Below are 23,568 nucleotides of genomic sequence, written 5' to 3'. Positions count from 1 at the left end.
CGCTGGCCGCGCTCTCGGCCTGTACCCCAGACCCCGGCGCGCCCCTACCTGCCGCCCTCGCCCGTCGACCGCCTCGGCGGCCTGATGGAAGTCAGCGTGGTCGACCGCGCCACCGGCCGCGAGCTGCCGATCTACCGCGCCAACGGCGAGTACTGGGTGGCCGGGCGTCCCGGCGCGCGCTATGCGCTGAGGCTGCGCAACCGCATGGGCGAGCGGCTGATGACCGTGATGTCGGTCGACGGCGTCAACGTGCTGACCGGCGAAACCGCGGGCGTGCAGCAGAACGGCTACGTGCTCTCGGGCGGCGAGCGCGCCGACATCGCGGGCTGGCGCAAGAGCGATTCGCAGATCGCGGCCTTCGAATTCACCGCCAACGGCAATTCGTATGCGAGCCGCACCGGCCGGCCCGACGAGGTCGGCGTGATCGGCGTCGCGGTGTTCCGCGAGCGCGTGGCACCGCCGCCCCCACCGCCCGTGCCGATGCCGTATCCGCGCCGCGACGGCTACAGCCGCGAGGAGTCGGCGCCGCGCGGCGAATTCGAGGCCCGCAACAAGTCGATGGCGCCGGCGCCCTCGGCCGACAGCGCGGCTCCGTCGGAATCCGCCGTGGCGCAATCGCGCAGCCAGCCCGCGCCCAGCCTCGGCACCGGCCATGGCCGCCGCGAGACCTCGTACGTCGGCCACACCACCTTCGAGCGCCTGCGCTCCTCGCCCGACGAAGTGGTGCGCATCCGCTACGACAGCCGCGAGAACCTGGTCGCAGCGGGCGTGATCCCGGCCAACCCGGCGCCGCGCTGGCCGCGTCCCGCGGGGCCCACGCCGTTCCCCGAATCCGAGGCGGGCTACGTGCCCGATCCGCCGCCGCGTTACTGAGAGGCGCTCAGCGCAGCGCGCGCCGCATCTCGATGTGCGGGATGTCGGCCTCGACGAAGGGCTCGCCATGCGCCGCATAGCCGAGCCGTTCGTAGAAGCGCTCGGCGCTGCGCTGCGCATGGAGCGCGATCTCCGCATCGCCGCGCGCCCGGGCCGCGGCCTCGAGCGCCTGCACCACCGCCACGCCGTGGCCGCCGCTGCGCAGCGCGCGATGCACCGCGATGCGGCCGATCATCGAGCGGCCGTCCTGTGCCGGCAGCAGCCGGCCGGTGGCGATCGCCTGGCCGAGCCGGTTGCGCACCACCACGTGCGGCACGGCCGCGTCGTGTTCGTCCCACTCCATCGCCTCGGGCACCTTCTGCTCGTCGATGAAGACCGCGCGCCGCAGCGCCGCGGCGCCCACGCCGAGCGTGGCCCAGTCGCCGGTGTCGATGGCGCGCATCGTCTCGCCGGCCTCGAAGCCCTCGAGGATCGCGCGCAATGAGGCCGGCACCGGCTTCGAGGTCTGCGTGGCCGGGTCGGCGAACACATAGACCAGCTCGCAGCCGACCAGGAATTCGCCCTGGCGGAACAGCCCGCCCTCGAAGGTCATCGACGAGGTGCCGATGCGCGCGCAGCGCATGCCCACGTCGATCACGTCGTCCATGCGCGCCGAGGCGCGGAAGTCGATGGTCGCCTTGCGCACGTAGAGATCGCCGCCCAGCGAATGCATCGCCTCCTCGTAGGGCAGCGCGAGCGCGCGCCAGTAGTCGGCGATGGCGGTGTCGAAGTACATCAGGTAGTGCGCGTTGAAGACGATCTTCTGCATGTCGACTTCGGCCCAGCGCACGCGCAGGCGGTGGAAGAAACGGAAATCACTGCGTTGCATTCTTGTTGTCTCCAGGAGAAATGAAATCGGGGCCGTCAGGGCCGCAGCGCTTCGCGCAGCGCCTTGGCCGCATCGTCCTGTGCCTGCAGCGCCTCGGGCACCGCGCGGCCCATCTTGAGGAACTCGTGGATCACGCCGCGGTAGATCTCGAGGTCGACCGGCACGCCCGCGGCGCGCAGCTTGTCGGCATAGGCGATGCCCTCGTCGACCACCGGGTCGCACTCGGCCAGCGCGATCCAGGCCGGTGCCACGTCGTCCACGTCGTCGGCGATCAGCGGCGCGAAGCGCCAGTCGTCGCGGTCGGCCGGGCTGCGCACGTACTGGCCGAAGAAGTAGTCGATCAGCGCCTTGGTCAAGAGCGGGCCCTGCGCATAGCGGCGGTGCGACTCGGTGTCCTGGTGGCCGGTCATGCCGGGGTAGATCAGCAGCTGCAGCGACAGCGGCAGGCCCGCGTCGCGCGCCAGGATCGCGCAGACCGCGGCCAGCGTGCCGCCCGCGCTGTCGCCGCCGACCGCGAGCCGCGCGGGATCGAGGCCCAGGCTCGCGCCCTCGCGCGCGACGAAGGCGAAGGCGTCCCACGCATCGTCGGAAGCGGTCGGGAACTTGTGCGCGGGCGCGAGCCGGTATTCGACCGACACCACGGCGCAGCCGCTCTTCTTGCAGAGGACGCGGCACAGCGTGTCGTGGGTGCGGATGTTGCCGACCGTGAAGCCGCCGCCGTGGAAGTACACGAGCACCGGCAGCACCTCGGCCGAGGGCGCGTAGAGCCGCGCGGGAATCGCATGGCCGTCGCGCGCGGCGATCTCGAAGTCCTCGACGCGCGCGAGCTCGGGCTTGGGCACCTCGAGCACGCCCGCGCCGCGTTCGTACGAGGCCTTGGCCTCGTCGGGCGTGAGCTGGTCGAGCGAAGGGTGGCCGGCGCGCGCCATGCGCTCGACCACGCTGGCCATCTTGGCGGTTAGCGGATGGGGAAGTTGTGCGGAGGGATTCGTCGTCATGTCACTTGAAGGAAACGACCACGGGCTGGGCGCGCGCCAGGCCTTCGTATGTCACGAGCACCGTCTGCCCCGCCTTGGGCGGCAGCAGCGGCGAGAAGGAACCGAGGCTGACGAGGTCGCCGGGCTTCATGGCGATGCCTTCCCTGGCAAGGGCGCCGGCCAGCCACACCACGGCATTGAGCGGATGCTCGAGGATGTCCGAGCCCTTGCCGCGCGCGAGTTCGTTGCCGGCGCCGTCCTTCATCACCACCGTCATGTCGCGCAGGCTCTGCAGCAGCGCGGCCTGGCCCGCGCCGTCGGCGGGCACGTCGATCGCCACGCCCCTGACGCCCAGGCGCGCCGCCACGTTGATGGCCGCGAGGCCCGGCCCGCCGAGCTTGGGCGGGGTCTGCACCGCGAGATCGGGCAGCTCGATGAAGGGGATCACCTGGTCGATGGCGGCGAGCACCTCGGCCGGCGTCTTCGCGGCATTGATGTCGGCGCTCTTCACGCGCACCAGCATGTCGGCCTCGAACAGCGGCCGCGCGCCGAAGGCGGCATCGACCACCGCGCCGGTGTCGAGCACCATGTCGCGGTAGAGCACGCCCCACACCGGCTGGTCGTAGTTGAAGCGCTTCTGCACCGCGGGATTGGTGAGCCCGGCCTTGTAGCCGATCACCGGGCCGAGCTTGCGCGCATGCAGCGCATTGAGCTTCGCGCGCGTGCAGGAGGCGTCGGTCTCGCCCACGTTCTCGAGGTCGGCCGCGGGCCGGTGGGCCTCGAGCGCGGCCGCGAAATCGGCGACCTGCTGGTCGCTGAGGCAGGCGGCCAGCGCCGGTGCGGCGGACAGCACGGCGATCGCTGTGCCGAGCGCGACAGCGGCAAGGGTTTTCTTCGTGTGCAAGGTGCCTCCCTCCTGATAGTTTCGGTAGATTCGATGGTCCGCCATCGTACTGCCCGCAAGCTCCGGAACCCCTCCCCCACCCATGGCCCTCATCCAATACCTGACCCAGATCCAGTTCGAATTCGGCGCGGTGAAGCTGCTGTCGAGCGAGTGCGCGCGCATCGGCATCCACCGCCCGCTGATCGTGACCGACGCCGGCGTGCGCGCGGCCGGCATCCTGCAGAAGGCGATCGACGCCATCGCCGACCTCGAGGTCACGATCTTCGACCAGACCCCGTCCAACCCGACCGAGGCCGCCGTGCGCGCGGCCGTCGAGCTCTACCGCGGCGGCCGCTGCGACGGCCTGATCGCCGTGGGCGGCGGCTCGGCCATCGACTGCGCCAAGGGCGTGGCGATCGCGGCCACGCACGAAGGCCCGCTCAAGACCTACGCCACCATCGAGGGCGGCTCGCCGAAGATCACCGACCGTGCGGTGCCGCTGATCGCGGTGCCCACCACCAGCGGCACCGGCAGCGAGGTCGCGCGCGGCGCGATCGTGATCGTCGACGACCACCGCAAGCTCGGCTTCCACAGCTGGTTCCTGATGCCCAAGGCCGCGATCTGCGACCCCGAACTCACGCTCGGCCTGCCGCCGCGCCTGACCGCCGCCACCGGCATGGACGCGATCGCGCACTGCATGGAGACCTTCATGTCGGCCGCCTTCAACCCGCCGGCCGACGGCATCGGCCTCGACGGCCTCGAGCGCGCCTGGGGCCACATCGAACGCGCCACCAAGGACGGCAGCGACCGCGAGGCGCGCCTGAACCTCATGAGCGCCTCGATGCAGGGCGCGATGGCGTTCCAGAAGGGCCTGGGCTGTGTGCACTCGCTGAGCCACAGCCTCGGCGGCGTCGATCCGCGCCTGCACCACGGCACGCTCAACGCGCTGTTCCTGCCCGCGGTGATCCACTTCAACGCCGGTGCCGAGTCGGTGCAGAAGGAGCAGCGGCTGCAGCGCATGGCGCAGGCCATGCACCTCGATTCGGCCGGCGACCTCGGCGATGCGATCCGCGACATGAGCGCGCGCCTGGGCCTGCCCAAGGGCCTGGCCGAAGTGGGCGTGACGCCCGCGCTGTTCGAGCAGATCATCGACGGCGCGATGGCCGACCACTGCCACAAGACCAACCCGCGGCTCGCCACGCGCGACGACTACCGCGCGATGCTCGAAGCCTCGATGTGAGGCCCGGCCGGGGCGAGCGCTCCGGCCTTATAAGCAGTTCGTCTTAAGCATGCGGCTTTTTCGCGCCGCATGCGCCATCGCGTCATGTCGATGACATGAGGGCTTCCTAGACTGGCCTCGACGACCCGCACCCGCCGGGTCCTTCGAGAACAGGGAACACCTTCGAATGACGCGAACCATCCGGGTCCACACCGCACTGAGCGCCGAGCAACTGAAGTTTCGCGCGATGCGGGGACAGGAAGGCCTCTCCCGGCTCTTCGAGTTCGAGGTCGACATGGTCAGCACCAGCTTCAACCTCGACCTGAAGACGCTGCTGGGCACCTCGCTGAGCATCGAGGTCTCGGACGACGCCGGCCCGCGCTTCCTCAACGGCACCGTGGTGCGCTTCGAGCTGCTGGGCCGCGCCAACGAGACCGGCCGCCACTACGTCTACCGCGCGCTGGTGCAGCCCTGGCTCTGGTACCTCACGCGCACCACCGACAGCCGCATCTTCCAGAACAGGAGCGTGCCCGAGGTGCTCGACGAGGTGCTCGGCAAGTACGGCTTCGAGTACGAGAAGCGACTGACCGGCAGCTACCGCAGCTGGGAGAACTGCGTGCAGTACCAGGAGAGCGACTTCGCCTTCGTGAGCCGCCTCATGGAGCACGAAGGCATCTCCTACCACTTCGAGCACAGCAACGGCTCGCACCTGCTGGTGCTGGCCGACGACGCCGGCGCCTACCGGCCGCTGCCGGGCTACGCCAGCATTCCCTACCGGCCGCGCGACCGCGTGGTCGACGCGCTCGAGCCCTGCATCGACCGCTGGCGCGTGGCCGAGCAGATCACCTCGGGCCGCGTGATGCTCGACGACTTCGATTTCCGCAAGTCGCGCGCCTCGCTGCAGAGCGTGCAGCAGGACCCCAAAAGCCACGAGCACGCCTCGTACGAGGTCTACGAATGGCTGGGCGGCTACAGCGAGCACCAGCAGGGCGACACCTACGCGCGCATCCGGCTGCAGGAGCTGCAGTGCGCGCACGAGCTCGCCGCGGGCCACACCAACGTGGCGGGCATGGCGCCGGGCTACCTGTTCTCGCTCACCCATTGCCCGCGCGAGACCGACAACCGCGAGTACCTGGTCACCGAAACCCGCTACGACCTGCAGGAGCCCGAGTACTCGAGCGGCGGCAGCAGCGAGTCGGTGTGCGAGTTCGACTTCAGCGTGCTGCCCTCCTCCGTGGTCCACCGGCCCGCGCGCAGGACGCCGCGCCCGCGCACCAACGGCCCGCAGACCGCCACCGTGGTCGGCCCGCAGGAGATCTGGACCGACCGCTTCGGCCGCGTGAAGCTGCAGTTCCGCTGGGACCGCTACGGCCAGGCCGACGAGAACAGCTCCTGCTGGGTGCGCGTGTCGAGCAGCTGGGCCGGCGCGAACTTCGGCACCATGCACATGCCGCGCGTGGGCCAGGAGGTCATCGTCGACTTCATCGGCGGCGAGCCCGACCGGCCGATCATCACCGGCCGCGTCTACAACAGCGACCAGATGCCGCCGTGGGAGCTGCCGGCCAACGCCACGGCCAGCGGCATCCTCACGCGCTCGAGCGAAGGCGGCGCGGCCAACCAGGCGAACATGCTGCGCTTCGAGGACCGCACCGGCGCCGAGCAGATCCTGCTGCATGCCGAGCGCAACCTCGACGTGGAGGTCGAGGCCGACGAGACCCACACCACCGACGGCACGCGCACCACGCTGATCAAGGGCCACGAGTCGGCCACCTACCAGGACGGCGAGACGCGCGACATCACCGCGGGCGCGCAGGAGACCATCACCGGCGGCGACACCCGCGACGTGACCGGCGGCTTTAACGAGACCATCAGCGGCGGCGTCAACCAGCGCATCACCGGCGGCAAGAACCGCAACCTGGCCGGCGGCCTGAACGACACCATCACCGGCGGCGTCAACCTCGCGATCACCGGCGGCTTCCACGGCACCATCGACGGCCAGGAGATCCGCTTCGTGAGCGGCGGGCGCAACGACACCATCAACACCGGCAACAACACGACGGTCAACGGCCCCTCGACCACCATCGTGACCGGCCCGACGGTGCACACCTCGCCCGACGTGACCTTCAACACCACGAACCACATCCACAACACGACGCAGCACGTCATCAACACCAACGTCTACAACACGACCTCGACCACCTACAACAACACCACCAACAACTACACCAACAACTCCACCGTCTACAACAACAACTACGCCTCGAGCGGCGACTGGCGGCTCGCGCGCGTGGGTGGCGTGGGCTTCCGGCTGAGCCTGGTGGGGATGTCGCTCGACGTGTGGGGCGCGCGGGCTGCAGTACTACGCGGCGCTCAACGCGCAGCTCGCGACGGTCAAGATCGACGTGGCCATCTTCTCGCTGAAGAACGCGCCGCTGAAGATCAGCACCACCGGCCTGAAGATCGCCAACAAGGGCATGCTGATCGCGACCGGCGGCCTGGCGGCGAAGTTCAAGGTGCTGACCCTGGTGGCCTGACGAAGCGAACGAATGGAAATCCTGCTGTGGATCGTCTTCGCGGTGCTGATGGGCTCGATGCTGCTGGTGGCGGCGTCGGTCGTGATCGTGGCCACGCGCGAGAACCGCGCCTATTCGGCCGAGGCCAGGACCTGGGAGCGGCTGGCGCTGACCGGCATTCCCGCGCAGGCCGTGGTCGAGTCGCTCAAGCGTTCCGAGAATGAGCTCTCGCGCGGCGGCTCGCAGGGCCAGACCGTGTATGCCGTCGAACTCTCGCTGCGCGTGATCGGCACCGACGCCATCGTCGAGGAGCGCCCCGCCATCGTGCGCACGCTGATCGACGAAGGGCTGTTGCCGCAGTTCGCCGTGCCCGGCAAGCCGGTGCACCTGCTGCGCGATCCGGACGACGCCTCCATCTTCGCCATCGACCGCGCGCGCACGCCGCTCGAGATTCCGCGCGCTTCGCACTGAGCGCGCGTCCTGCCGTGAAAACAGTCAAACCCCTGCGGCTGAGCGTCATCACGCGCCCGTTCCTGCGACAAGGCCATCAGCGCCTGGCGCTCACGGTGATGGGCATGGTGTCGATGGGCGAAGAGCCGGTGCTGCTGCCCGAGACCGAGTTCTGGAAGACGGTCTCCGAAGAACTCGGCCCCACCGGCGCCATCGACCTCGGCATGCCCAAGGCCTGCGCCGAATTCCTCGCTACCGGCCATGCCTACACCCATCACCAGGCCGAGAAGACGGCCTGCGCGGTCGAGCTGCGCGTGGGCGCGCTGGCGCGGCAGCTGGTGGTGTTCGGCGACCGCTACTGGGTCGATGGCCGCGCGAGCGCGCCGCAGCCCTTCGAATCGATGCGGCTGGACTGGAGCCGCGCCTATGGCGGCCCGGCCTTTGCCGACAACCCGCTGGGCATCGGCCACCAGCCCGAACTGGTCAATGGGCTGTGGGTGCAGCGCTTGCCCAACGTCGAGCATCCGCAGCGCCGCATCGACCATCCGGGCCGCGAGATGGAGCCGGCCTGCCCCGGTGCCATCGATGTGAGCTGGCCCGCGCGCATGCGGCTGATCGGCAGCGACTACGGCGCGCACTGGCGCGAGCACCTGTTCCCCGGCTTCGCGCAGGACATGGACTGGCGTCTCTTCAACGCCGCCGCGACCGAGCAGCGCTGGACCCAGGACGACCGCATCGCGGGCGGCACGCCCTACGCGCTCTGGAACATGCATCCCGCGCAGCCCATGCAGCGCGGCCGGTTGCCCGACTGGCGCGCGCGCGGCTTCGTGGCGCGCAAGGCGCAGCCCGGCAGCGACGAGCCCGAACATTTCGACGAGGTCGAGCTGCGGCTCACCACGGCCTGGTTCTTCCCGCACCGCGAACAGATCGCGCTGATCTTCCATGGCGAGACCGCGATCGCCGAGGACGACGCCGCCGACATCACGCACCTCATGCCCGCGATCGAGCGCGCGGCCGATGCGCCGCGCCCGCTGGCCCACTACCTCGAGATCCTGCAGCGCCGCAGCGACCCCGAAACCGGCGCGCTCCACACCTTCCGCGACGAGGAGCTGCTGCCCGCCGAGACCATCGGCCCCTGGATCGACCAGCTCGAGGAAGAAGAATCGCCGCTGGTGCGCAACATGCGCGAACGCGCGCGCGTGCTGCGCGAGGACCTCGCCGACCAGGGCGTGGCCGCCGGCCACAAGCCGCGCCATTTCAAGGAACGCGCGGCGCCCGAGCCCTTCACCAGGCGGCCGAGCCTCAGCGAGCTGCCCGCGTTCATGGAGCGCGCCAAGGTCTACGAGCGCGAACAGCTGCAGAAGCTCGAGGACGGCCGCCGCGACCTCGCGCGGCATGCGAAGGCCAATGCGCCCGAGTCGCGCAAGGTCGGCTTCGACACCGGCGAGATGGTCGACGGCGCGCAGCGCACCGAGGTCAAGGGCCCGCCGGCCTTCGATGCGAAGACCGTGATGCAGGGCCTGCTGGGCATCGCGCCCGCCACGCGCAGCCCGCAGATGCCGCCCGAGCAGCAGCGCGCGCTCGAGCAGGCGGCCGAGAACGGCCGCCGCGGCCTGATCGACATGTACCGGCTCGGCGCGCAGCACCAGAGCGCCGCCGATGCGATGGACGGCACCCGCGCGGCCGAGGCGCGCGAACGCGTGCTGCAGCTCATGGCGACCACGCGCGATCTCTCGGGCCTGGACCTGACCGGCGCCGACCTCTCGGGCATCGACCTGCGCGGCGCGAGGCTGCATCGCACCCTGCTCGAGAGCGCGTCGCTCGCGGGTGCGCAGCTCGATGGCGCCGATGCCACCGAGGCGGTGCTGGTGCGCGCGAACCTCGCGCATGCCTCGCTGGCCCACTGCGTGCTCGACCGCGCCAACCTGAGCCTCGCGCGCTGCGAGCGCACCTCGTTCGCGCACGCTCGGCTGTCCGAGACCACGAGCGAGAAGAGCCGCTTCGACCATTGCGACTTCGGCGGCGCGCAGCTCGCGCACCTGAACCTGTTCGGCATGCACTTCGAGGGCTGCCGCTTCGACGATGCGCACTTCGACTACGTGACCGTGCTCGAAGGCAGCCGGCTCGTGGACTGCAGCTTTCGCGGCGCCACGCTGCACAAGTTCGGCCTCATTGCCTGCGAGGTCGAGGGCCTGGACTTCGCGGGCGCTTCGCTCGAAGCCTGCGCCTGGGCCCACACCGTGGCCGACCGGCGCGTGAGCTTTCGCGGCGCCACGTTGCGCACCAGCTGCTTCGTCGGCACCAGCAGCCTGCGCACGGTCGATTTCGAAGGCACCACGCTGGTCCATTGCAGCCTGCGCGAGATGCAGCTCGAAGGCGCGCGCTTCGTGCGCGCCACGCTCGACACCTGCGATCTCTCGGGCTGCGTGCTGACCGGTGCCGACCTGAGCGCCATCGATGCGCCCGACAGCCTGTTCATTCGCGCCGACTTCACCCAGGCCTCGCTGCGCGGCGCCAACCTCATGAATGCCCATCTGCAGAAATCCCGCCTGCTCTCCTGCGACCTGCGCGAAGCCAACCTGTTCCGCGCCGACGTCTCGCAGACCGTGATCGACACGGTGACCGACACCCACGGCGCCCATCTCGAACAGGCCAAGACGCTGCCGCGGCGCGCGGCGGATCCGGTGCAATGACGCCGGAAACCCTGGCCCTGAAACTGCGCGGCGGCGAATTCATCGAGCGGCAGGATTTCCAGGGCATGCGCTTCGATGGCCTGGATTTGAGCGGCGGCGCCCTGCGCGACTGCGATTTCTCCAACGCCAGCCTGCGCGGCGCGAAGCTCGCCGAGTCGGCCTTCGATGCCTGCCGCTTCGACGGCGCCGTGCTCGACGCGGCCGACCTGCAGCGCGCGGGCTTCCACCGTTGCAGCCTGGCGCGCGCGAGCCTGCGCGGCGCCGCGATGAGCCGCGCGGCCTTCAGCGACTGCGAGCTGCACGAGGTCGATGCGGCAGAGGCCAAGGCCGACCTCGCGGCTTTCCACCAGAGCCGGCTCGATGGCGCGAGCTTCGCGGGTGCGGAACTCACGAAGGCCGTGTTCGGCGAAGCGAGCCTGGCCGGCACCCGCTTCGACGCGGCGACGCTCAACACCACCGTCTACTACCGCGCCGCGCTGCGCGATGCGCGCTTCACGGGCGCCAGCTTCCACAACGTGATCTTCAGCGAGGCCGATCTCGCGGGCCAGGACTTCTCGGGCCAGCAGTTCCGGCTCTGCCAGTTCATCGATGCCGAGCTCGGCGGCTGCAACTTCGACCGCGCGACGCTGATCCAGTGCAACTTCAAGGGCGCGAAGCTCGCGCGCGCGATGCTCACCGCGGTGCATGCGCCGCAGTGCCTGTTTCCCGAGGCCGACCTGCGCCAGGCCGATGCGCGCGGCGGTCATTTCGACCAGAGCCTGTGGGTCGATGCGCGGCTCGACGACGCCGACCTGTCGGACGCGCGGCTCGAGCAGTGCGTGTTCCACCGCGCGCGCTGCCGGCGCACCTCGTTCGCGCGCAGCCGGCTCGTGTATGCGGACTTCGCCTATGCCGACCTCGGCGAGGCCGACCTGCGCGGCGCCTTCTTCGAGCGCACGCAGATGCACCGCGCGCTGCAGTCCGGCACCCGATGGGGCGAGCGCGGTGGCGTGCTCGACAGCGATCCGGCCTTGTTCGAGGCCGAGCGCTTCTCGGCCGCGCGCCAGGACCGGCCGCAACGCGCGGGCCGCGACGGCTTCGGCCGGCCGCTGCCTTCCACTTCCGACGACCTCGAGGACCTCGCACCATGAGCCCTGCCGCCCTGCGCGAACGCGCCTCCGCTCCTGCCGCGCACGATGCGCCCGACATGCAGGCCTTGCTGCACCGCCCACTGCCCGCGCCCGCCGCCTGGACCGGCAACGCCCTCGGCACCGTGCTGCAGGCGCTGCCCGGCGATGCCTTCCTCGTCGAGGCCCAGGCCGGCGGCGAACGCTGGCACTGCCCGCGTGCCGCGAGCTGCCTGCTGCAGCCTTCGGTCGGCGACACGGTGCTGGTGGCCGGACCGCGGCGCGACCAGGCCTACCTGATCGCCGTCATCGTGCAGGCCGACCCCGCACAGGCGCGGCTCGCGGTCGACGGCGTGCTCACGCTGCAGGCCGGCACCCGGCTCGAACTGGCCGCTCCCGAACTCGATCTGCAGGCGCGCAAGGCACAGGTCGAGATCGGCGAGATGGACTACCGCGGCAGCGAAGTGCGCATCACCACGCTGATCGCGCGCTTCGTCGGCCGCACCTGCGAGACCGTGCTCGACCGGCTCAGCGTGCTGACGCGCTCGAGCTTCAGGCTCACCGAGGAGGTCGAGCAGGTGCGCGCGGGGCAGATCGACTACCAGGCGGAAGAGACCCTGCGGCTGCACGCGAAGAACACGCTCGTGAGCAGCAAGGGGCTGGTCAAGGTGGATGCCGAGCAGATCCACATGGGCTGACCCGAAAGCTCGCCCTGTCAAACCCCATACCCGTTCACGCTGAGCTTGTCGAAGCGTCGCGCAGGGCTTCGACAGGCTCAGCCTGAACGGATCGGAAAAGGAGTCAACCATGTTCGCCAACGCACAGATGATGGGCGTCGACCTCGCCTTCCCCGACGTCTGCAAGACGCCGCCGGCCTTGCCCATCCCCTATCCCAACTTCGCGCTCGGCCCGACCGCGATTCCCAACGCCTGGAACATCCTCTACGGCGGCACGCCGGCCCACAACATGGCGACCGTCACGCCGATCACCAACGGCGACAACGCGGGCGTGCTGATGGGCGTGGTATCGCAGACGGTGATGGGGCCCTCGCGCCACATCACGGGCGCCTTCACCGTGCTGCTCAAGGGCACGCCGTGCACGCGCATGACCAGCCTGTCGGTGCAGAACCGCTGCAACATCGTCGGCATGCGGATCGTGCCGAGCCAGTTCAAGGTGCTGGTGCTCGCCGCCTGAGCCTCCGAGGCCTCAGGCCGCCCGGCTGGACGGCGCAGCGAACCAATCCTCGGCCCAGGGCTGGCGCTTCACCGGCTGGAACTCGCTGAAGGTGAAGCGCGCGAGCTGCTCGCGGCTGAACGGATCGTCGAGAAAGAAGGCCTGCAACTGTTCGAGCGACTCCGCGCGCCCGAGCATGAAGCCGCCGGTGGCCGGCACCTTCGGGCCCGAGCACAGCAGCAGGCCGGCGTCGTAGCCCAACTGAAGGTAGGCGCGGTGCGCGGGCACGGATTCCTGGATGCGTGCCAGCGGCACGATGTAGTCGATCTCGACGATGAAGTGCTTCATGCACGGCGGGCAAGCACCCGCCGTGCCAGCGATGGCTACTCCGCCTATTCCGCCTTCACGCTCGCGGTGCGGATCACCGCGCCCCACTTCGCGGTCTCCGATGCGATGAAGGCATCGAACTCCTCGGGCGTGCCGCCGGCCGGAAAGGTGCCCATCGCATCGAGCTTCGCGCGCGTCTCGTCGCTCTTGATGATGCGCGCCACCTCGTCCGACATGCGCTTGACGATCTCGCGCGGCGTGCCGGCCGGCGCGAGCATGCCGGCCCAGGTGCTGCCGGTGAAGCCCGCGAACCCCTGCTCGATGAAGGTCGGCACGTCCGGTACCGCGGGCAGCCGCTTGTCGCCGGCCACGCCGATCAGCCGGATCTTGCCGGCCTTGGCCTGGTTGATGAGGCCGGTGGGCGCATCGAAGAAGAGCTGGATCTGCCCGCCCATCAGGTCGGTCAGCGCCGGCACCGCGCCGCGGTACGGGATGTGGATCATGTAGGTCTTCGTGAGCGACTTCCACAGCTCGGTCGTGAGGTGCGCGGCCGAGCCGTTGCCCGACGAGCCGAAGCTCACCTTGCCGGGATTGGCGCGCGCGTAGTCGATCAGTTCGCGCGCGGTCTTGAACGGCGCATCGAGGTTGACCGCCGCGAGCAGCGGCGACACGCCCATCAGCGACACGCCCGCGAGGTCCTTGCGTGGGTCGTAGGGCAGCTTCGGATAGAGCGAGGTGTTGGCCGCGTAGGCCGCGATCACCACGCCGAAGGTGCTGCCATCGGGCGCGGCCTTGGCGACCGCATCCACGCCGATCAGGCTGTTGGCGCCGGGCTTGTTGTCGATCAGCACCGGCTGACCCAGCCGCGTCTGCAATCCGATCTGCACCAGCCGCGCCATCTGGTCGGTGAAGCCGCCGGGCGTGTAGGGCACGACGATGCGGGATCGGCTTGTTGGGCCAGGCGCTCTGCGCGAGCACCGGCAGCCCGAACGTGGCGGCCGCACCGGCGGCGGAGGTGGCGATGGCGAAGCGGCGGCGCGACATCAGGGCGTGAGGCATCGGGAACGGTCTCCTGCTTGTTATGCGCCGTCCGGGGCGGACGGCATGCGGGCCATTCTCGAAGCGCGGGCCGCGTGCCCGTTCAGGGTTTGCCCGGCGCCGCTCAGAGTGGCAGGATCTCGGCCGCGCTGCCGCGCGCCAGCCATTGCTGCAGTTCGTCCGACAGCCGCTGGGCCTCGCGCGTGGCCCGGGTCCAGGCCGCGATGCGCGCCTGCGCGTCGTTCTGGAAATGGATGAAGTCCTTGCGATCGGGCAGCTTGCCGTTGGGCAGGGTCTTCACCCAGTCGGGATCGGGCGCGAGCACCACCATGCGGTCGAGGAAGCCCGTGGACTTGTGGCGCCAGCGCAGCCCCTTGTCGAGCCAGCCCGGCACCACCGCGCGCTGGAAGTGCGGGTACAGCACCAGGCCGTCGTCGACCGGCTGGTAGTCGAGGTGCAGGTGGTAGTCGGTGATGCCGCCGTCCCAGTAGGCGCCGCGCGGCGCGCCCGGGATGTCGTGGACCGCGGCCAGCAGGAACGGGATCGAGCACGAGGCCTGCAGCACCAGGTTGAAGTTGTCCTCGCGCAGCGCATGCTGGCGGGTGCGGAAGTCGCGCGTGCCGAAGGGCAGCTCGGCACCGGGCGTGGAGAACACGCAGCGCTCGAGCCAGGCGCCCAGGGTCTTGCGGTGCACGCTGTTCGAGGCGAAGGCACCGAGGTAGCCAACGGGCGTGCGCGCCCTGCCCTCGCGCCCGAGGATGTGGCGCCCGCGCGAGGTCACCACGTGCAGCCGGTAGCGCGGATGCGCGAGCACCTCGCCGATGCGCCCGCCATAGAAGGCCTGCAGGCTCTCGGCAAAGCGTTCGCTCAGCTGGTGCGGGCTCAGCCGCTTCTGTCCCGGCGGCACCTCGAATTGCTGGCGCACATAGTCGTGCTCGAAGCGCTCGAAGGCCGCGACCGGATCGCCGAGGCAGGCCGTGGCCAGTCGCCAGGCGCCGATCGACGCGCCCACGAGGTGCACCGGCTGGTCCGATTGCGCGAGCCACTCGCCGAAGACAAAGCGGTCGATCGGCCCGAGGATCAGCCCCTTGGGGCCGCCGGCCGCGCCAGGGATGGTGCGCACATCCTGCGGCCGCAGGCCATGGGCCTCGATGTGCCGGCGCGCGGCGGGGCCGGCGTAGATGCGCAAGGCTTTCATGCCAGGGCCATCAGCAGGATCCGTGCGCGTCGCGCGGATTACTTGCGCAACCCCTGCAACTTCGCAAACGCATTCGCCATCTGCCCCGAAGGCTGCGGCGTGTTGTCGCGGCGCGGCTGCTGGCCACGGCCGGCGCCTTCGAAGCGGTTGTCGCGCGGGCCGTCGCGGCGCGCGGGGGCGGCGTCGAGCTTCATCGACAGGCCGATGCGCTTGCGTGCCACGTCGACCTCCATCACCTTCACCTTGACGATGTCGCCGGTCTTCACGACCTCGCGCGCGTCGTTGACGAACTTGTGGCTCAGCTGGCTCACGTGGACCAGGCCGTCCTGGTGCACGCCGAGGTCGATGAAGGCGCCGAACTGGGCGACGTTGCTCACGGTGCCCTCGAGGATCATGCCCTCCTGCAGGTCGGCGATGTCCTCCACGCCGTCGTTGAAGCGCGCCACCTTGAAGTCGGGGCGCGGATCACGGCCGGGCTTCTCGAGTTCGCCGAGGATGTCCTTGACGGTGATGACGCCGAACTTCTCGTTGGCGAACAGCTCGGGCTTGAGCGTCTTGAGCATGTCGGCGCGGCCCATCAGCTCGGCGATGGGCTTGCCGGTCTTGACGATGATCTGCTCGACCAGCGGATAGGTCTCGGGATGCACGCCGGTGACGTCGAGCGGGTCGCTGCCGCCGCGGATGCGCAGGAAGCCCGCGCTCTGCTCGAAGGCCTTGGGGCCGAAGCCCGTGACCTCGAGCAACTGCTTGCGGGTGCCGAAGGCGCCATTGGCATCGCGCCAGCGCACCACGGCCTTGGCCACGGCCGAGGACAGGCCCGAGACGCGGCTCAGGAGCGGCACGCTCGCGGTGTTGAGGTCCACGCCGACCGAGTTCACGCAGTCCTCGACCACGGCCTGCAGGGTGCGCGCAAGCTCGCTCTGGTTCACGTCGTGCTGGTACTGGCCCACGCCGATGCTCTTGGGGTCGATCTTCACGAGCTCGGCCAGCGGGTCCTGCAGCCGGCGCGCGATCGAGGCGGCGCCGCGCAGGCTCACGTCGACGTCGGGCATCTCCTGGGCCGCGAACTCGCTGGCCGAGTAGACCGAGGCGCCGGCCTCGCTGACCACCACCTTGTCGACCTTCATCTCGGGCGCGCCGGCCTGGGCCGCCATCTTCGCGAGCAGCTTGATCAGGTCGGCCGCGAGCTTGTCGGTCTCGCGGCTGGCGGTGCCGTTGCCGATCGCGATCAGGTTCACGCCGTGCTTGGCGCAGAGCTTGCCGAGGGTGTGCAGCGACCCTTCCCAGTCCTTGCGCGGCTCGTGCGGGAACACGGTCGCGGTCTCGACCAGCTTGCCGGTGGCATCGACCACCGCCACCTTCACGCCGGTGCGGATGCCGGGGTCCAGGCCCATCACCACGCGCGGGCCGGCCGGCGCGGCCAGCAGCAGGTCGCGCAGGTTGTCGGCGAACACCTTGATCGCCACCTTCTCGGCGTCCTCGCGCAGGCGCGTGAACAGGTCGCGCTCGGTCGACAGCGCGAGCTTCACGCGCCAGGTCCAGGCCACGCACTTGCGCAGCAGGTCGTCTGCAAGACGGCCGGCATGGCTCCAGCCCAGATGCAGCGCGATGCGGCCTTCGGCGACGCTGGGCTTGCCCGGCTCGGGCTCCACCGGCAGCACCAGCTTGGCGTCGAGGATGTCGAGCGCGCGGCCTCGGAACACCGCCAGCGCGCGGTGCGAGGGCACGCGGCCGATCGGCTCGTCGTAGTCGAAGTAGTCGCGGAACTTGGCGACGTCGGCGTTGTTCTCGTCCTTGCCGCTCATCAGGCTGGACTTGAGCAGGCCCTCGTTCCAGAGCCATTCGCGCAGGCGCTGCACCAGCACGGCGTCCTCGGCCCAGCGTTCCGAGAGGATGTCGCGCACGCCGTCGAGCACGGCGGGCACGGTCGAGAAGTCGGGCCCGGGCTTGCCGTCGTCGAGCGTGGTGGCGGGCTGCAGGAAGGCCTTGGCCTCCACGGCGGGATCGAGCGTGGGGTCGGCCAGCAGCTTGTCGGCCAGCGGCTCGATGCCGAACTCGCGCGCGATCTGGCCCTTGGTGCGGCGCTTCTGCTTGAACGGCAGGTACAGGTCTTCCAGCTCCTGCTTGGTCGGCGCGAGTTCGATCGCGGCGCGCAGTTCGGGCGTGAGCTTGCCCTGTTCGTCGATGGCCTTGACCACCGCGGCGCGGCGGTCCTCGAGTTCGCGCAGGTAGCTCAGGCGCGCCTCGAGTTCGCGCAACTGGGTGTCGTCGAGGCCGTCGGTGGCTTCCTTGCGGTAGCGCGCGATGAATGGAACCGTGGCGCCCCCGTCGAGCAGTTCGACGGCGGCCTTCACCTGATGCTCGCCCACCTTGATTTCGGCGGCGAGCTGGCGAATGATTTTCTGCATTGCTGAGTGGCGTCCCTGTCGCTGCGACCGGCCGGCCGGTCGCGTTGGTCGAATGAAGCGCGCGAGTTTGCCATAGTGAAAATGGCGTCCGGCCTCCCGGCGTGGACACTTGTCCGACCGCTCCACGCCCCCAACTCCCCACCGTGCAACCACCCTCCTCCCCTGGCCCGCGCCGGCCGCCGTCCCGCTTCGGGAAGTTGTTACGGACGGTGTTCGCCGTGCTCCTGGTGCCCTTGCTGCTGTTCGAGGAATGGGGCTGGGGACCGCTGGCCGCGCTCGCGGCGCGGCTGGCCCGGCTGCCGATGTGGGCGCGCGCCGAAGCCTGGCTGCGCGGCCTGCCGCCCTGGGGCGCGCTGCTGGCCTTCCTGTTGCCGGTGCTGCTGCTGTTGCCGGTCAAGGTGCTGGCGCTGTTCCTGTTCAGCCATGGCCACGCGGGCAGCGGCGTGGCGGTGCTGGTCGCGGCCAAGCTGGCCGGCACCGCGGTGGTGGCGCGGATCTTCCAGCTGGTCGAGGGCACGCTGATGCGCATCCCGTTGTTCGCGCGCTGGTATCCGCGCTGGAAAGCCTGGAAGGACCGCGTGCTGGCCCTCGTGCGGCAGAGCCGGCCGTGGCGGCTGGTGCACGCCTTCAACCGGCGCGCGCTGCGGGCCTGGCGGCGCCTGCGCGGCGTTTGAGGCGCGCGCCTATTTTTACCCGGGTATATTGATCCAATCAATTTAACCCGGGTAAAATTTGCGCCATGACACTTTCCCAGGAAACACGGCGCGCCCTCACCCGGCAGTACAAGGACAGCACGCTCCCCGCCGGCGTGTTCGCGATCCGCAACCTGAAGACGGGGCGGGTGTTCGCCGCGGCCGCGCTCGACATCGTGGGCGCGATGAACCGCCAGCGCTTCGAGCTCAACCTGCGCAGCCACCGCAACAAGGCGCTGCAGCAGGACTGGATCGCGCTGGGCGCCGAGGCCTTCGCCTTCGAGGAACTGGCGCGGGTGAAGGAGCGCGACGACCCGGCCTTCGACCGCGCGGCCGAGCTCGAGGCGCTGTTCGAACTCTGGGCCGAGGAATCCGGCTGCCATGGCGCGCAGGGTTACAACGGCCCGGCGCGCCCGAGCGCCTAGGCCCTCGCCGGTGCCCGCCGCCCCGATCGCCTTCCTCATTCGCCGGGCGCAAGAAAAGTCAGGCTTTCTTCATTGCGCCCGGGTAAATTACCGCTCCGCCTCCATGACCCTCGAGACTTCCTCCCTCCCGGCCTGCGCCGATCCCGCGTCCACCCTGACCGCCTTCGCCGGCTTCCACCGCATCGCACGCGGCTCGCGCGCGGAACTGGTCGCCGCGCTGCGCGCGCGCGCCGACGACACGCCGTACCTGGTGTTCGATGACCGCAGCGGCGCGCAGATCGACCTCGACCTGCGCGAGGCCCCGGCGCCGGCCGGCGAGCCGCCGCGCGGCGTCGGCCGCCCCAAGCTCGGCGTGGTGGCGCGCGAGGTCACGCTGCTGCCGCGCCAGTGGGAGTGGCTGGGCCGCCAGCCCGGCGGCGCCTCGGTCGCGCTGCGCCGGCTGATCGACGAGGCACGCCGCGTCAACGCAGGGCGCGATGCCGCACGCGCGGCGCGGGAAGCCACCTACGGCGTGATGACGGCGCTGGCCGGCAACCTGCCCGGCTTCGAGGAAGCCATGCGCGCCCTGTTCGCGCTCGAGCGCGATCGCTTCGAGCACCACATTTCGACCTGGCCCGATGACCTGCGGGCCCATCTCCAAGAACTCTCCGGCGCGAGCTGGACCCACGAATGAACGCCAAGACAGACACAGCCCCCAACCCGAGCGGCCTCCAGGGCACGCCCGTGGCCCCCGTGGGCGCGCCGCGCGCCCTGTGGAAGACCTTCCTGTTCTTCCTCGCCCCCATGCTCTTGAGCAACATCCTGCAGTCGCTGTCGGGGACGCTCAACAACATCTACATCGGCCAGATGATCGGCGTGACCGCGCTGGCCGCGGTCTCGAGCTTCTTCCCGGTGTTCTTCTTCTTCATCGCCTTCGTGATCGGCCTGGGCGCCGGCGCCTCGGTGCTGATCGGCCAGGCCTGGGGCGCGCGCGACGTCGCCCGCGCCAAGGCGGTTGCCGGCACCACGCTGAGCGTGGGCATCCTGATGGGCCTGGTGATCGCGGTGTTCGGCGGCGCCTTCACCACGCCGCTGCTGGCGGCGCTGGGCACGCCGCCCGACGTGCTGGCCGAGGCCACGCGCTATGCGCGGATCATGCTGATCGCGATGCCCGGCGTGTTCGTGTTCCTGATCTCGACCGCGATGCTGCGCGGCGTGGGCGACACCGTCACGCCGCTGCTCACGCTGCTGATCTCCACCACCATCGGCATGCTCGTCACGCCGGCTTTGATCCGCGGCTGGGGCGGCCTGCCGCAGCTCGGCGTGACCAGCGGCGCCTGGGGTTCGGTGCTCTCGTTCCTGGTGGCGACCCTGTGGCTGGGCTGGCGCCTGCGCCAGCGCAACAGCTCGCTCGCGCCCGACGCGGCCTTCCTGCGCAGCATGCGCATCGACCCGCAGCTGCTCAAGACCGTGCTCAAGGTCGGCGTGCCCACGGGCGTGCAGATGATCGTGGTGGCGCTGGCCGAGGTGGTGCTGCTGTCGCTGGTCAACGGCTACGGCTCGAGCGCCACGGCCGCCTACGGCGCGGTCAACCAGGTGGTGGCCTACGTGCAGTTCCCGGCCATCTCGATCGCGATCACGGCCTCGATCCTCGGCGCGCAGGCCATCGGTGCCGGCCGCGCCGACCGCCTCGGCGCCATCGCGCGCACGGCGCTGATGATGAACCTGCTGCTCACCGGCGGCCTGGTGCTGCTGGGCTACCTGTTCTCGCGGCCGCTGATGGGCTTCTTCATCACCAGCGCGCCGGTGATCGAGATCGCGCAGGAACTGCTGCACATCATGCTGTGGAGCCTGGTGATCTTCGGCATGGCCTCGGCGCTGTCGGGGATCATGCGCGCCAGCGGCTCGGTGCTGGTGCCCACGCTGATCTCGATCGCCTGCCTGCTCGGCCTCGAGGTGCCGGTGGCCTGGTTCATGAGCCACCGCATCGGCCTCGACGGCATCTGGTACGCCTACCCGGTGACCTTCGGCGCGATGCTGCTGCTGCAGACCGCGTACTACCAGCTGGTCTGGCGCAAGAAGGCGATCCACCGGCTGGTGTAGCGCTCAGGCCCCGTCGAAGGCCTTCTTCACGGTGGCGATGTCGAGCTTGACCATCTTCATCATCGCCTCCATCGCGCGTTTGGCCTTGGCGGGATCCTTGTCCTGGAACATCCGGATGATCTCGTCGGGCGCGACCTGCCACGAGACGCCGAAGCGGTCGGTGAGCCAGCCGCACTGCACCGGCTGGCCGCCGCCCTCGAGCAGCCTGTCCCAGTAGTGGTCGACCTCGGCCTGGGTCTCGCACCGCACGTACATCGAGATGGCCGGGGTGAACTTGTACTCGGGGCCGCCATTGAGCACCATGAACGCCTGGCCGTCGAGCTCGAAGGTGGCGGTGAGCAGCGAGCCCTTCTTGGCCGGATTGACGTCGCCCCACAGCAGGGTGTCGGTCACGCGCGAGTTCGGGAAGATCGCGCTGTAGAACTTCAATGCGTCCTCGCCGTTGCCGTCGAACCAGAGGCAGGGAACGATCCTTTGCATGGGCATCTCCTTGGAGCTTTGTTGATGAACCAGTGAGTTCAGTATCGAAGCCCCGCGCGGCCGCTGTCAACCCGGGCGATGCCCATCAGCCGTAAGTGTTCGTGCGCCCGGAAAGCGGCAGCCGGACGCTGAAAACCCACGCCGCGCCCCGGTGCCAGGCCCTCGACGATGGCCACCTCGCCGCCCATGCGATGCACCGCCTGTTTCACGATCGCGAGGCCCAGGCCCGAGCCCGGCGTCTCGTGCGCGCCCTCGCCGCGGTGGAAGCGCTCGAACACCCGCTCGCGTTCGGCCGCGGGAATGCCGGGCCCGTCGTCGGCCACCAGCAGCGCGAGGCAGCCCTCCTCCACCCCCAGCGTCATCGCCACCTGCGCACCATCGGGCACATGGCGGATCGCGTTATGCAGCAGGTTCTCGAGCACCGACTGCAGCGCCGGCACATCGACCTCGGCCTGCAGGCTGTCGGGCGCCTCGAGCGCCAGCTCGATGCCGCGCGCCATGGCCTGCGGCGCCGCCTGCGCGAGCAGCCCGCGCGCGAACTGCGCCACGTCGACGCGCTTCGGCGCCGAGGGCTGCGCATCGTCGAGCAGCGCCAGGTCCAGCAGCTGCTGCGTGAGGTGCGAGGCGCGCGCGATCGCCTGCTCCAGATGCAGCTGCGCGCGCTCGCGCTCGGCGGCATCGGCCGCGCCCGCCAGCGCATGGGCCTGGGCGGCGATCACCGCCATCGGCGTGCGCAGCTCGTGCGCCGCGTCGTGCACGAAGGCGCGCTCCTGCGTGAGCTTGTCGCGCAGCTGGCGCAGCATGCGTTCGAGCCCCGAGGTCAGCGGCTTGAGCTCGGCCTGGGGCGGGTCGTAGCCGATCGGCGACAGGTCGCTGCCGCCGCGCCGCGCGATGAGGTCGGCCAGCCGCTGCAGCGGCCGCAGCCCGAGCCGCACCGCCAGCCACACCGGCAGCAGCACGATCGGGAAGGCCAGCAGCAGGTAGGGCAGCAGGCGCGTGGCGTTGCGCTCGAGGATCCACCGGCCCGTGATGCGCGGCTCGGCGAGCTGCAGCCGCCAGCGGCCGGCCTCGCTGCCATGGACCCAGTACGAGATGCCGTCGAAATCGCGCTCGATCACCTGCGGCGCCGGCGCGTCGAGCACCCGGTCGCCGAGCGCGGCCGAGCGGTAGAGCACCGCGCCATCGTCGCGCCGGCGCAGTTCCATCCACACGCTGCCGCCCGGATTGCCGCTGATGCGCAGGGTCCTGAGCAGGGTCGCGGTGGAACGCATCACGTCCACCGCCTGCGCGTCGCTGTCGACCTGGCGCAGCGAGGCGCTCATCGCGCGGCCCAGCTTCTTCAGCCCCTGGTCGACCGCGAGCGCCTGGCGGAACTCGACGTAGAAATAGGCCAGCAGCATCAGCCAGACGCCGACGAAGGCGAGCAGCATCGCGGCCAGCACGCGCCGGCCGATGCTGGGGCCGGGCCAGGCGATGGACGGACGGCTCATGGCGTCAGCATGTAGCCCACGCCGCGCACCGTGTGCACGCGCGTGGCGCCGATCTTGCGCCGCAGGTTCGACACATGGACCTCGACCGCCGCGAAGTCCAGCGGCTCGCCCAGCGGTTCCAGCCGCTGCGCGAGCACGCCCTTGGCGACCACCGCGCCGGGCTCGCGCGCCAGTTCGAGCAGCAGCCTGAACTCGCGCGGCGACAGCTCGAGCGCGCTGCCCGCCAGCGTGGCCTGGTGGCGCCGCGGCGCGATCGACAGCGGCCCCAGCGTCCAGACCTCGCTGGCCTGGCGCGCCGAGCGCCGCAGCACCGCGCGGATGCGCGAGATCAGTTCGGCGGTGGCGAAGGGCTTGATGACGAAGTCGTCGGCGCCGCCGTCGAGGCCGGCCAGCCGGTCCTCGACCGCCGAGCGCGCGGTGATCACGATCACCGGCACCGTGCCGCCCTCGCCGCGCCAGCGTGCCAGCAGCTCGAAGCCGTTGCCGTCGGGCAGCGAGAGGTCGAGCAGCACGCAGTCGAACACGGTCGCGTCGGGCACGCGCGGCGCGTCGCGCGCGCGGCGCAGCCATTCGCTCGTGAGGCCGTCCACCTTGAGCGCGGCCTGCAGCGCGCGGCCCAGGTCGAGGTCGTCTTCGATCAGCAGGATGTGCACGCGGCGATTGTGCGCGCGCG

20 protein-coding genes and 1 pseudogene are annotated in these 23,568 nt (G+C 70.4%); 11 read left to right on the top strand and 10 right to left on the bottom strand.

Annotated features, from left to right (window positions below; all coding sequences use genetic code 11):
• Positions 1-84 precede the first annotated feature (84 nt).
• Positions 85-873 (top strand): hypothetical protein, encoded by a 789-nt coding sequence (locus tag ACHMXE_RS27325; protein ID WP_395352507.1) that lies wholly within the window; start codon positions 85-87, stop codon positions 871-873.
• 7 nt (positions 874-880) lie between these two features.
• Here the strand turns inward: ACHMXE_RS27325 and ACHMXE_RS27320 are convergent, their stop codons facing one another.
• From ACHMXE_RS27320 to ACHMXE_RS27310, 3 genes are read right to left on the bottom strand one after another with little or no spacing between them, the layout of a single operon-like run.
• Positions 881-1,741, bottom strand: a complete 861-nt coding sequence (locus ACHMXE_RS27320) for a YbgC/FadM family acyl-CoA thioesterase (protein WP_395352506.1) — start codon at positions 1,739-1,741, stop codon at positions 881-883.
• Between the two features lie 35 nt (positions 1,742-1,776).
• Positions 1,777-2,739 (bottom strand): alpha/beta hydrolase, encoded by a 963-nt coding sequence (locus tag ACHMXE_RS27315; RefSeq protein ID WP_395352504.1) that lies wholly within the window; start codon positions 2,737-2,739, stop codon positions 1,777-1,779.
• 1 nt (position 2,740) lies between these two features.
• Complete coding sequence (locus ACHMXE_RS27310; RefSeq protein WP_395352502.1) at positions 2,741-3,622, bottom strand: 2-keto-4-pentenoate hydratase; 882 nt, start codon at positions 3,620-3,622, stop codon at positions 2,741-2,743.
• A gap of 82 nt (positions 3,623-3,704) precedes the next feature.
• On the opposite strand from ACHMXE_RS27310, the gene ACHMXE_RS27305 reads away from it, so the two are divergent.
• The 6 genes from ACHMXE_RS27305 (at position 3,705) to ACHMXE_RS27280 (ending at position 12,776) form a co-directional block, all read left to right on the top strand.
• A complete protein-coding gene (locus tag ACHMXE_RS27305; protein ID WP_203201007.1) occupies positions 3,705-4,841 on the top strand; it encodes an iron-containing alcohol dehydrogenase in 1,137 nt (378 codons plus the stop codon).
• Between the two features lie 166 nt (positions 4,842-5,007).
• Positions 5,008-7,557 (top strand): type VI secretion system tip protein TssI/VgrG, encoded by a 2,550-nt coding sequence (gene tssI / locus ACHMXE_RS27300; RefSeq protein WP_395352500.1) that lies wholly within the window; start codon positions 5,008-5,010, stop codon positions 7,555-7,557.
• Positions 7,558-7,818: 261 nt separating this feature from the next.
• Entirely contained in the window at positions 7,819-10,476 is a 2,658-nt protein-coding gene (locus tag ACHMXE_RS27295; RefSeq protein WP_395352498.1) for a DUF2169 domain-containing protein, read from the top strand.
• Positions 10,473-11,606: a pentapeptide repeat-containing protein gene (locus ACHMXE_RS27290; protein ID WP_395352496.1), complete on the top strand. Its 1,134-nt coding sequence runs from the start codon at positions 10,473-10,475 to the stop codon at positions 11,604-11,606. Before ACHMXE_RS27295 ends, ACHMXE_RS27290 begins: the two co-directional genes overlap by 4 nt.
• Complete coding sequence (locus ACHMXE_RS27285; RefSeq protein ID WP_395352494.1) at positions 11,603-12,280, top strand: DUF3540 domain-containing protein; 678 nt, start codon at positions 11,603-11,605, stop codon at positions 12,278-12,280. Before ACHMXE_RS27290 ends, ACHMXE_RS27285 begins: the two co-directional genes overlap by 4 nt.
• Before the next feature lie 109 nt (positions 12,281-12,389).
• Entirely contained in the window at positions 12,390-12,776 is a 387-nt protein-coding gene (locus ACHMXE_RS27280) for a DUF4150 domain-containing protein (RefSeq protein ID WP_093341975.1), read from the top strand.
• Positions 12,777-12,788: 12 nt separating this feature from the next.
• Here the strand turns inward: ACHMXE_RS27280 and ACHMXE_RS27275 are convergent, their stop codons facing one another.
• The 4 genes and pseudogenes from ACHMXE_RS27275 to ACHMXE_RS27260 all read right to left on the bottom strand — a co-directional run bounded on the left by ACHMXE_RS27275 (position 12,789) and on the right by ACHMXE_RS27260 (position 17,726).
• Positions 12,789-13,103, bottom strand: coding sequence for a YciI family protein (locus ACHMXE_RS27275; protein ID WP_395352492.1), 315 nt, complete (start codon positions 13,101-13,103; stop codon positions 12,789-12,791).
• Positions 13,104-13,147: 44 nt separating this feature from the next.
• A pseudogene (locus ACHMXE_RS27270) lies at positions 13,148-14,141 on the bottom strand (tripartite tricarboxylate transporter substrate binding protein).
• 103 nt (positions 14,142-14,244) lie between these two features.
• Positions 14,245-15,318 carry a patatin-like phospholipase family protein gene (locus ACHMXE_RS27265; RefSeq protein WP_395352490.1) on the bottom strand — a complete coding sequence of 358 codons (1,074 nt, stop codon included), beginning with the start codon at positions 15,316-15,318 and terminating at the stop codon, positions 14,245-14,247.
• Positions 15,319-15,356: 38 nt separating this feature from the next.
• A complete protein-coding gene (locus tag ACHMXE_RS27260; RefSeq protein ID WP_203201017.1) occupies positions 15,357-17,726 on the bottom strand; it encodes a Tex family protein in 2,370 nt (789 codons plus the stop codon).
• Between the two features lie 209 nt (positions 17,727-17,935).
• Here ACHMXE_RS27260 and ACHMXE_RS27255 point away from each other — a divergent pair, with 209 nt between their 5' ends.
• The 4 genes from ACHMXE_RS27255 to ACHMXE_RS27240 all read left to right on the top strand — a co-directional run bounded on the left by ACHMXE_RS27255 (position 17,936) and on the right by ACHMXE_RS27240 (position 20,925).
• On the top strand, positions 17,936-18,400 hold the full coding sequence (locus tag ACHMXE_RS27255) for a hypothetical protein (RefSeq protein WP_395352487.1): 465 nt from the start codon (positions 17,936-17,938) through the stop codon (positions 18,398-18,400).
• A gap of 65 nt (positions 18,401-18,465) precedes the next feature.
• A complete protein-coding gene (locus ACHMXE_RS27250; protein WP_395352485.1) occupies positions 18,466-18,843 on the top strand; it encodes a GIY-YIG nuclease family protein in 378 nt (125 codons plus the stop codon).
• Between the two features lie 103 nt (positions 18,844-18,946).
• Positions 18,947-19,516 carry a DUF2239 family protein gene (locus ACHMXE_RS27245; protein WP_395352483.1) on the top strand — a complete coding sequence of 190 codons (570 nt, stop codon included), beginning with the start codon at positions 18,947-18,949 and terminating at the stop codon, positions 19,514-19,516.
• A complete protein-coding gene (locus tag ACHMXE_RS27240; protein WP_395352481.1) occupies positions 19,513-20,925 on the top strand; it encodes an MATE family efflux transporter in 1,413 nt (470 codons plus the stop codon). The genes ACHMXE_RS27245 and ACHMXE_RS27240 overlap by 4 nt, the downstream gene beginning before the upstream one ends.
• Positions 20,926-20,928: 3 nt before the next feature.
• Here ACHMXE_RS27240 and ACHMXE_RS27235 read toward each other — a convergent pair whose 3' ends face one another.
• From ACHMXE_RS27235 to ACHMXE_RS27225, 3 genes are read right to left on the bottom strand one after another with little or no spacing between them, the layout of a single operon-like run.
• The gene (locus ACHMXE_RS27235; RefSeq protein ID WP_209541557.1) at positions 20,929-21,405 is read right to left on the bottom strand and encodes a VOC family protein; all 477 of its coding nucleotides are present in this window, start codon (positions 21,403-21,405) and stop codon (positions 20,929-20,931) included.
• A 38-nt stretch (positions 21,406-21,443) separates the two neighbouring features.
• Positions 21,444-22,895, bottom strand: a complete 1,452-nt coding sequence (locus ACHMXE_RS27230) for a sensor histidine kinase (RefSeq protein ID WP_395352479.1) — start codon at positions 22,893-22,895, stop codon at positions 21,444-21,446.
• On the bottom strand, positions 22,892-23,548 hold the full coding sequence (locus ACHMXE_RS27225; protein WP_395352477.1) for a response regulator: 657 nt from the start codon (positions 23,546-23,548) through the stop codon (positions 22,892-22,894). The genes ACHMXE_RS27230 and ACHMXE_RS27225 overlap by 4 nt, the downstream gene beginning before the upstream one ends.
• Positions 23,549-23,568 lie beyond the last annotated feature (20 nt).

Origin of the sequence: Variovorax sp. UC122_21, assembly GCF_044056785.1 — a bacterium.
Taxonomy (GTDB): domain Bacteria; phylum Pseudomonadota; class Gammaproteobacteria; order Burkholderiales; family Burkholderiaceae_C; genus Variovorax.
This window is presented reverse-complemented; position numbering and strand designations above follow the sequence as displayed.

Coding starts and splice junctions, on each gene's coding strand:
- ACHMXE_RS27305 (WP_203201007.1), top strand. CDS start 3,705: ATGGCCCTCATCCAATACCTGACCCAGATCCAGTTCGAATTCGGCGCG.
- ACHMXE_RS27275 (WP_395352492.1), bottom strand. CDS start 13,103: ATGAAGCACTTCATCGTCGAGATCGACTACATCGTGCCGCTGGCACGC.
- ACHMXE_RS27315 (WP_395352504.1), bottom strand. CDS start 2,739: ATGACGACGAATCCCTCCGCACAACTTCCCCATCCGCTAACCGCCAAG.
- ACHMXE_RS27250 (WP_395352485.1), top strand. CDS start 18,466: ATGACACTTTCCCAGGAAACACGGCGCGCCCTCACCCGGCAGTACAAG.
- ACHMXE_RS27265 (WP_395352490.1), bottom strand. CDS start 15,318: ATGAAAGCCTTGCGCATCTACGCCGGCCCCGCCGCGCGCCGGCACATC.
- ACHMXE_RS27240 (WP_395352481.1), top strand. CDS start 19,513: ATGAACGCCAAGACAGACACAGCCCCCAACCCGAGCGGCCTCCAGGGC.
- ACHMXE_RS27235 (WP_209541557.1), bottom strand. CDS start 21,405: ATGCAAAGGATCGTTCCCTGCCTCTGGTTCGACGGCAACGGCGAGGAC.
- ACHMXE_RS27285 (WP_395352494.1), top strand. CDS start 11,603: ATGAGCCCTGCCGCCCTGCGCGAACGCGCCTCCGCTCCTGCCGCGCAC.
- ACHMXE_RS27280 (WP_093341975.1), top strand. CDS start 12,390: ATGTTCGCCAACGCACAGATGATGGGCGTCGACCTCGCCTTCCCCGAC.
- ACHMXE_RS27290 (WP_395352496.1), top strand. CDS start 10,473: ATGACGCCGGAAACCCTGGCCCTGAAACTGCGCGGCGGCGAATTCATC.
- ACHMXE_RS27260 (WP_203201017.1), bottom strand. CDS start 17,726: ATGCAGAAAATCATTCGCCAGCTCGCCGCCGAAATCAAGGTGGGCGAG.
- ACHMXE_RS27230 (WP_395352479.1), bottom strand. CDS start 22,895: ATGAGCCGTCCGTCCATCGCCTGGCCCGGCCCCAGCATCGGCCGGCGC.
- ACHMXE_RS27325 (WP_395352507.1), top strand. CDS start 85: ATGGAAGTCAGCGTGGTCGACCGCGCCACCGGCCGCGAGCTGCCGATC.
- ACHMXE_RS27245 (WP_395352483.1), top strand. CDS start 18,947: ATGACCCTCGAGACTTCCTCCCTCCCGGCCTGCGCCGATCCCGCGTCC.
- tssI (WP_395352500.1), top strand. CDS start 5,008: ATGACGCGAACCATCCGGGTCCACACCGCACTGAGCGCCGAGCAACTG.
- ACHMXE_RS27320 (WP_395352506.1), bottom strand. CDS start 1,741: ATGCAACGCAGTGATTTCCGTTTCTTCCACCGCCTGCGCGTGCGCTGG.